This window comes from Mesorhizobium sp. M7D.F.Ca.US.004.01.2.1, from assembly GCF_003997785.1.
GTDB lineage: Bacteria > Pseudomonadota > Alphaproteobacteria > Rhizobiales > Rhizobiaceae > Mesorhizobium > Mesorhizobium loti.
The window spans coordinates 1-7105 of record NZ_RZRQ01000308.1 but is presented as its reverse complement, the minus strand read 5'-3'; the positions used below and the strand labels follow the sequence as shown (position 1 = coordinate 7105).

The window sequence follows — 7105 nt, the reverse complement described above, 5'->3', positions numbered from 1 at the left end:
GCCTTGATGTGGTCGACGGTGAGCAGGAAATCGTGGTCGGCGGCGGCTTCCTTCGAGCAGTCGATGACATTGACCGGGCCGACGAAGTTCTGCGCCGGAATGGTGTCGGTGGCGCCGTCCGGATAATCCTTGCCAGAGATCCAGTGCTGCGGCGCATCGAAATGCGTGCCCGAATGCTCGCCGAGCTTCAGCCAATTCCAGGCCCACCACGGACCATTCTTGTCGTAACGGGAGATGTTGTGGATCTCGACCTTCGGCGTGTCGACGGCGAGTTCCGGCGGCAGCTTGATCAACGGCGTGTCGGGTCCGAGCGGCGCCGACAGGTCGACTACCTTGATGGCGCCTGAAAGAAGCTGGCCGGCGACTTCGCCGAGGAGTTTTTGGGTGTCCATGGTCTGAAGTTCCCTCTTTCGTGGATGATGATCAAGGCTCGTCTCGGCCCTTAATATCCTACTAGACGAAAACATATGCATCTGCAATTATCTTTAAGCATAAAGGAAATGGGAACGGGGCGTGAGCGAGTTTGACGCCATCTTTGTCGGGGCGGGCCACAACAGTCTGGCATGCGCCGCGCATTTGGCGCTCAAAGGCTGGAAAACCGGGATTTTCGAGCGCAACGCAACAATCGGCGGCGCTGTCCAGACGCGCGAATTCACCCTTCCCGGCTTCCGTCACGATTTCGGCGCGATGAATCTCAGCCTGTTCGCCGGCTCCGCCTTCCACCGGAAATATGCAAATGAATTGAAAGCGCAAGGGCTGGAGTTCGCCCCCGTCGCCGACTGTTTCGCCAGCGCCTTTCCGGACGGACGCTGGTTCGGCGTCAGCAACGACCTGGAAAAGACCGCCGCGCGCATCGCCACCTTTTCAGCCACTGACGCCGCCGCATGGCGCGGGCTGGTTGCCGCTTTCCCGGCGGAGGCCGAGCATCTGTTCCGGCTGCTGGGTTCGCCGATGAGCGCCCGCGCGCTTGTCGGCACGGCGTGGAACCTGTGGCGCAAGAAGGGCACTGCCGGCGCGCTCGATACGGGACGGCTGCTGTTGTCTTCGCCACGCGCCTGGCTGGAGGAGAACTTCGAGTCGCCTCATATCAGGGCAACGCTCGCCACCTGGGGCATGCATCTCGACTTCGCGCCCGACATCGCCGGCGGCGCCGTGTTCCCCTATCTGGAATCGATGGCCAACCAGAGCTTTGGCATGGTGCTGGGCAAGGGCGGCGCCGACACCATCATCCGCGCTCTGTCCGGCATGGTGACCTCTGCCGGCGGCAAGATATTCACCGGCGCCGACGTGGCGGAGATCACGGTTTCGGCCGGCAAGGCGACCGGCGTGCGGCTCGCTTCCGGTGAGACGCATACCGCCACCAAGGCTGTGATTGCTGGCGTCGCGCCGAAGGCGCTGACCGGCAAATTGTTGCCCAATGGTTCGGGGAACGCCGGCTTCGACACGGCGATGCAAAAGTTCCGCCATGCGCCGGGGACGATGATGATCCACCTAGCGCTCGACGATTTGCCGGACTGGCGCGCCGGATCTGAGCTTCGGCAGTTCGCCTATGTGCATCTGTCGCCGTCGCTCGACGCCATGTCGCGCACCTATCAGCAGGCGATGGCGGGCATGCTGCCGGACGAACCGGTGCTGGTGGTCGGCCAGCCGACGGCGATCGACCCGTCGCGGGCGCCGCAGGGCAAGCATATGCTGTGGGTACAGGTGCGCATGCTGCCCGCCGAAATCACAGGCGATGCCGCCGGCAAGATCGCACCGGACCACTGGGACAAGGTGAAGGACGCCTACGCCGAGCGTGTCCTCGACATCATCGAGACCTACGCACCCGGCCTGCGCAACAAGATCCTCGGCCGGGCGGTGTTCTCGCCCATCGACCTCGAGCGCGAGAACCCGAACCTCGTCGGCGGCGACCAGGTCTGCGGCAGCCACCATCTGGAGCAGAACTTTTTGTTCCGCCCGGCACGCGGATACGCCGGCTGGAACACGCCGGTGGCGCATCTGCATCTCACTGGGGCCGCGACATGGCCGGGCGCCGGCACCGGTGCGGCTTCCGGATACATGCTCGCGCAACAGCTTGGCGGGAGGTAGGAGCCGAAGATTTCACACAGGCGAAAGAGGGCAACTGTTGCCCAAGAAGCCTGAACCAATGAACTGAAGACGACGCGCGCAGAAAACAGAAAACCAACAAGGGGAACGACCATGACAATCAACAGACGCGAATTGCTGGGATACAGTGCCGCGGCACTCGGGGTGGCCGCCGTCGGCCTGCCGCAGATCGCCAAGGCGGCTGCCGGCGAACTGACCATCGCCTATAATGTCAACTTGCCGTCCTGGGATCCGACCACCGGCCCCTCGGCCGTCAACCCGACGATCCAGGGTCTCTACCAGTCGGTGTTCGATCAATTCATTCCCCAAAAGCCAGACCTGTCCTTCGCGCCGGGCCTGCTCACCGAATGGGGCTGGAACGACGACCGCACCAAGATCACGATGACGGTGCGCGAAGGTGTGACCTGGCATGACGGCTCGCCGTTCACGCCCGAGGACGTTGTCTGGTCGCTGCAGCGGGCGGGCGACGAAAAGACCGGCAACCCGATCCAGTTCGTCTGGAAGAACGTCAACAACTTCAAGATCGACGGCAACAAGATCACCGGCGACGTCGTGCAGTTCGACCCGGTCTATTTCAAATGGATGTCGTTCCTGACCGGCTACATCATGCCGAAGGCCTACTACGAGAAGGTCGGCGCCGAAGGCTTCGAGAAAGCGCCGATCGGCACCGGCCCCTACATGGTCGAAAAATTCGAGCGCAACGCCTTCCTGCGGCTCAAGGCCAACCCGAACTACTGGGGCGGCAAGCCGGCCTTCGAGAATGTGACGATCAAGTTCGTCGCCGATGCGGCAAGCCGCGTCGCCGAGATCGAATCCGGCTCCTCGCAGGTGACGCTCGAAATTCCCTATGAGGAGTATGACCGGCTGATCGCCAAGGACGGACTGGCCGGCTCGTGCAAGAACGTTTCCGACATCGGCATGATCTTCTTCAACGACATCGAGGCGATGCTGGACAAGAACGTGCGCCAGGCAGCCGTCATGTCGATCGACAAGAAGCTGTTGGTCGATCGCCTGCTGCGCGGCTATGGCCAGCCGATCGACACGCTGGAGACGCCGGAATACACGGCCTACGATGCGTCGATCAAGGTCGAGCACAATCCGGAGAAAGCCAAGGAACTGCTGGCCGCCTCCGGCTATTCGCCGGAAAAGCCGGTCAAGTTCACCATCCAGACGACCAAGGGCTTCAAGCCCAAGGACTATGAGATGATCCAGGCAATCGTCGGCATGTGGCGCAAGGTGGGTATCGAGGCGACGATCGAAGTCTACGAGATCGCCAAGCACTATGAGCTGCGCGCCGCCGACAAGCTGGCGCCGGCCGCCTTCTACAATTGGGGCAATGCCATCGGCGATCCGACCACCTCGACCGGCTTTGCCATGTACGGCCCGAGCCCGCATTCGGTTTGGGACAGCCAGGACCTGATCGACATGATCAACCCGCTGTGGGGCGAGAAGGACGAGGCCAAGCGCATTGCCGGCTGGAAGGCTGTCGACAAATACATCGCCGAGCAGGCCTATGTGCTGCCGCTGATCCAGTATGCGCAGCCGATCGTGCATGCCAAGGGCGTCAATGTGGTGCAGCATGTGTCCGGCGCGCTGCTGCCGGCCCTGATGACCCCGGCCTGACCAATTTGGGACGGCACGCTGTCGCGAGACGGCGTGTCTTCTTTAACGACGCAGGCCCCCTCATCCGGCCCTTCGGGCCACCTTCTCCCCGCTGGGGAGAAGAGACCGCTCAGCTGTCCGCGACACCTTCTCCCCTCGGGGAGAAGGTGGCCGCGAAGCGGCCGGATGAGGGGGGTTCGTTCCATCAGTCACTGAAACGCATTAGGCCTACGCCAGAATGCTCCTGCAAAGATTCCTGATCCGTCTTCTGACGATGCTGATCACGCTGTTCGGCGTGGCCGTCGTCGTCTTTGTCGTGATCCGCGTCGCGCCCGGCGATCCGATCGCGATGATGCTGCCGCCCGGCGCGACGGATGCCGACATTGCCCGGCTGCGCGCGCTCTATGGGCTCGACAAGACGATCGTGCAGCAGTTCTTCATCTGGCTGTCCGGCGTGGCCCGGGGTGATTTCGGCACCTCGATCTCGCTGCGGCAAGATGTGCTTGGCCTTGTCTTCAACCGGCTACCGGCGACGCTGGAGCTTGCCATCGTCGCGCTCATCATGGCGGTGGCGCTCGGCGGCACCACAGCGATCATCGGCGCGCGCGAGCGTGGCACGGCAGTCGAGGCCGGCATCGACATCGCCAGCGGCGCGGCACTCTCCATTCCCGACTTCCTGTGGGGCCTGGTGCTGATCCTGCTGTTCGGCGTGCTGGTGCCGATCTTCGATATTTCCGGCCGGGTGTCGCCGCAGCTCGACCTGCCCTTCGTCACCCAGTTCTATCTGTTCGAAAGCTTGCTTCGGCTGCGCCTCGACCTCACCTGGGATCTGCTGAAGCACATGCTGATGCCGGCCGTGGCGCTGGCGCTGCCGCTGGCGGCGATCATCTCGCAGCTGCTGAAACAGTCGCTGAAGGAAGTGCTCGACCTCGATTATGTCGTGCTGGCACGGGTGAAGGGGTTTTCGGAAACACAGGTCATCCTGCGAGAGGCGCTGAAGAACGCCGCTTTGCCGACGCTGACGCTGGTCGGCGTGCAATTCACCTTTCTCATCGGCGGCACCGTCATCGTCGAGCGGCTGTTTTCCTATGAGGGCCTCGGCAACATGGCGATCGATGCCGTCATCAACCGCGATCTGCCGCTGATCCAGGGCATCGTGCTGGTCTTTGCGCTGCTGTTCGTGCTGATCAACCTCAGCGTCGATATGATGTACGCGCTGCTCAATCCGAGGCTACGCCATGGATGAGGGCCGCGCTCAAAGGCGTGTGTCGCCGCGCTTATGGCTGGCCGGCGGCTGGCTGCTGCTGGCGCTTTTGGCCGCGATCTTCGCGCCGCTGGTGGCGCCGCAGGATCCGCTGGCGCAGGATCTGATGCTGGAGCGGCTGCCGCCATTCTGGATGAGCGGTGCTGAGCCCGGCTATTGGCTTGGCACCGACAGCCTTGGCCGCGATCTGTTGTCACGGTTGATCTTCGGCGGCCGCATCGCCTTCATCGTCGCCTTCGCCGCGGCCATCGCGGCGTGCCTGGTCGGCTCGACGCTTGGGCTCGTCGCAGGCTATTTCGGCGGTTGGGCCGACCGCGTCATCTCGCGCATCGTCGATGTCTGGATGGCGTTTCCGCCAGTGCTGTTCGCCATCCTTTTGGTTGCCGTGCTCGGCACGGGCTTAAGCTCCGTCATCCTCGCTATCGCCATCATCGACTGGACGCGTTTTTGCCGGGTGATCCGCGCCGAGACGATGGGCCAATCGCGCATGGACTATGTCGAGAACGCCCGCATCGCCGGCTATGGCCGCATCGGCATCATGCTGCGCGAAGTGCTGCCCAATGTGGTGCCGTCGATCGTGGCGCTGCTGTCGCTGGAAATGGGCATCGCCGTCATGGTCGAGGCGATCCTGTCCTTCGTCAATCTGTCGATCTCGACCGACGATCCGACCTGGGGCGGCATCATCGCCGAGGGCCGGCTCTCGATCCATCAGGCGTGGTGGGTGCTGGTGTTCCCGCTGGTCACGCTGATCCTGACCGTGCTGTCTTTCAGCCAGTTCGGCGAGGCGTTGAAGACGCGTTTCGATCCGGTGCTGCGATGAGCGCCTGTCTCGACATCAGGAATTTGAGCGCCGTGCTGCCCAACGGCCAGCGCGTGCTGCGCTCGGTGTCGCTCTCCGTCCAGCCCGGCGAGGTCCGCGCGCTGGTCGGCGAAAGCGGCGCCGGCAAGACGATGATTGGCAAGGCGGTACTCGGTGTCTTGCCATCAAGCGTGCGCATTGTCGAAGGCGACATGCTGCTCGAAGGCGAAGACCTCGGCAAGCTCCAGCCGAAGGCACGGCGCACGCTGATCGGCGCGCGCACCGCGCTGATCCCGCAAGACCCGCTGACCGCGCTCAACCCGTCACGCCGCATCGGCTCGCAGATGACCGACCGGCTGGTGCGCATCCTCGGCTGGAGTGGCGAGAAGGCCGATACCCGCATCCGGCAATTGCTGAACGAGGTGCAGATCCGCGACCCCGACCGCGTGCTGAAAAGCTATCCGCACGAGCTTTCCGGCGGCATGCGCCAGCGCGTGCTGATCGCCGCCGCCTTCGCCGCCGAGCCAAGGCTGATCGTCGCCGATGAGCCGACGACGGCACTCGACGTCACCGTGCAGAAGCAGATCCTGCGGCTGATCGTGCAATTGCAGCGCGAACACGGCACGGCGATCCTGTTCGTCACCCATGATCTCGGCGTCGTCGCCAAGATCAGCCAGAAGGTGTCGGTGCTCTATGCCGGCAAGGTGGTGGAGGAGGCTGACACGGCCGCTCTCTTCGCCGCCCCGCAGCACCCCTACACACGGGCGCTGATGGCGGCGACGCCACGCTACACCGATCCTTTCGCCTCGCTAAAGCCAGTGGACGACGAAGTACTCGCCGGGCTTGCTTCAGAGATCGCTGCCGCCGACCAGGCATGGAGGCGACCGCATGGCTGAGCCGCTGTTTTCCGTGCGCGGGCTGAAGGTCGCGCTGCCCGACATGACGCGCAAACCGCTGATCGGCCGCGCGCCGTTGACCGAGATACTCAAAGGCCTGGATTTCGATCTTCCCAGGGGCTCGGTGACCGGAATCGTCGGCGAATCCGGATCGGGAAAATCAACGCTCGGCCGCGCTTTGGTGCGTCTCTTGGAGCCCAGCGCCGGCAGCATCAGCTTCGATGGCCTGGATATCACCCATCTGCCTGAGGCGGAGCTGCGGCCATTGCGCCGCAATCTGCAGATGATCTTCCAGGATCCGATGTCGTCGCTCAACCCGCGCAGAACCATTGCCAGCATCATCGCCGCGCCGCTGAAACAGAACGGCCTTGGCGACAATCTGGAGGCGCGAGTCGCAGAAGCGCTGCAGCGTGTCGGCCTGCCACAGAGCTTCGCCAG

At 63.6% G+C, this 7105-nt stretch carries 7 protein-coding genes; 6 read left to right on the top strand and 1 reads right to left on the bottom strand.

From position 1 onward, the window contains the following. Positions 1–392, bottom strand: a 392-nt coding sequence (locus EN993_RS28460; protein WP_206532431.1) for a cyclase family protein, incomplete at its 3' end; no start/stop codon positions are given. A 121-nt stretch (positions 393–513) separates the two neighbouring features. Between EN993_RS28460 and EN993_RS28455 the strand changes: the two genes are divergently transcribed. The 6 genes from EN993_RS28455 to EN993_RS28430 form a co-directional block, all read left to right on the top strand. Continuing rightward, positions 514–2088, top strand: coding sequence for an NAD(P)/FAD-dependent oxidoreductase (locus tag EN993_RS28455; RefSeq protein WP_127265440.1), 1575 nt, complete (start codon positions 514–516; stop codon positions 2086–2088). 111 nt (positions 2089–2199) lie between these two features. Next, positions 2200–3729, top strand: a complete 1530-nt coding sequence (locus EN993_RS28450) for an ABC transporter substrate-binding protein (RefSeq protein ID WP_127265439.1) — start codon at positions 2200–2202, stop codon at positions 3727–3729. Between the two features lie 217 nt (positions 3730–3946). Continuing rightward, entirely contained in the window at positions 3947–4954 is a 1008-nt protein-coding gene (locus tag EN993_RS28445) for an ABC transporter permease (protein WP_127256539.1), read from the top strand. Beyond that, complete coding sequence (locus EN993_RS28440; protein WP_127265438.1) at positions 4947–5792, top strand: ABC transporter permease; 846 nt, start codon at positions 4947–4949, stop codon at positions 5790–5792. Before EN993_RS28445 ends, EN993_RS28440 begins: the two co-directional genes overlap by 8 nt. Continuing rightward, a complete protein-coding gene (locus tag EN993_RS28435) occupies positions 5789–6667 on the top strand; it encodes an ABC transporter ATP-binding protein (protein ID WP_127265437.1) in 879 nt (292 codons plus the stop codon). The genes EN993_RS28440 and EN993_RS28435 overlap by 4 nt, the downstream gene beginning before the upstream one ends. After that, positions 6660–7105, top strand: a 446-nt coding sequence (locus EN993_RS28430) for an ATP-binding cassette domain-containing protein (protein ID WP_127265436.1), incomplete at its 3' end; no start/stop codon positions are given. The genes EN993_RS28435 and EN993_RS28430, both read left to right, overlap by 8 nt.

Bases quoted from the DNA above. Each gene is read 5' to 3' on its own strand.
- EN993_RS28450 (WP_127265439.1), top strand. From the start codon at position 2,200: ATGACAATCAACAGACGCGAATTGCTGGGATACAGTGCCGCGGCACTC.
- EN993_RS28445 (WP_127256539.1), top strand. From the start codon at position 3,947: ATGCTCCTGCAAAGATTCCTGATCCGTCTTCTGACGATGCTGATCACG.
- EN993_RS28440 (WP_127265438.1), top strand. From the start codon at position 4,947: ATGGATGAGGGCCGCGCTCAAAGGCGTGTGTCGCCGCGCTTATGGCTG.
- EN993_RS28435 (WP_127265437.1), top strand. From the start codon at position 5,789: ATGAGCGCCTGTCTCGACATCAGGAATTTGAGCGCCGTGCTGCCCAAC.